The organism is Bacillus sp. TL12, assembly GCF_022625245.1.
Classification (GTDB): domain Bacteria; phylum Bacillota; class Bacilli; order Bacillales; family Bacillaceae_G; genus Bacillus_A.
In genome coordinates, this window is the sequence record NZ_JAJJBY010000243.1 from 1 (window position 1) to 304 (window position 304).

Sequence of the window (304 nt, forward strand, 5' to 3'; positions counted from 1 at the left end):
TAAAAGTCTGGTAATGATGGCAGAGAGGTCACACCCGTTCCCATACCGAACACGGAAGTTAAGCTCTCTAGCGCCGATGGTAGTTGGGACCTTGTCCCTGTGAGAGTAGGACGTTGCCAGGCTTGCATTATTCCGCAGTAGCTCAGTGGTAGAGCTATCGGCTGTTAACCGATCGGTCGTAGGTTCGAGTCCTACCTGCGGAGCCATTATGCTTCCATAGCTCAGCTGGTAGAGCACTTCCATGGTAAGGAAGAGGTCACCGGTTCAAGCCCGGTTGGAAGCTTGCGAACGGTATTAAAACTTT

At 51.6% G+C, this 304-nt stretch carries 2 tRNA genes and 1 rRNA gene; all 3 read left to right on the top strand.

Annotation, left to right across the window (positions count from 1 at the left end):
- Positions 1 to 6 precede the first annotated feature (6 nt).
- A 5S ribosomal RNA gene (gene rrf / locus LOK41_RS28755) occupies positions 7 to 122 on the top strand.
- A 9-nt stretch (positions 123 to 131) separates the two neighbouring features.
- A tRNA-Asn gene (locus LOK41_RS28760) sits at positions 132 to 206 on the top strand.
- A gap of 4 nt (positions 207 to 210) precedes the next feature.
- Positions 211 to 283 (top strand) — tRNA-Thr (locus tag LOK41_RS28765).
- Positions 284 to 304 lie beyond the last annotated feature (21 nt).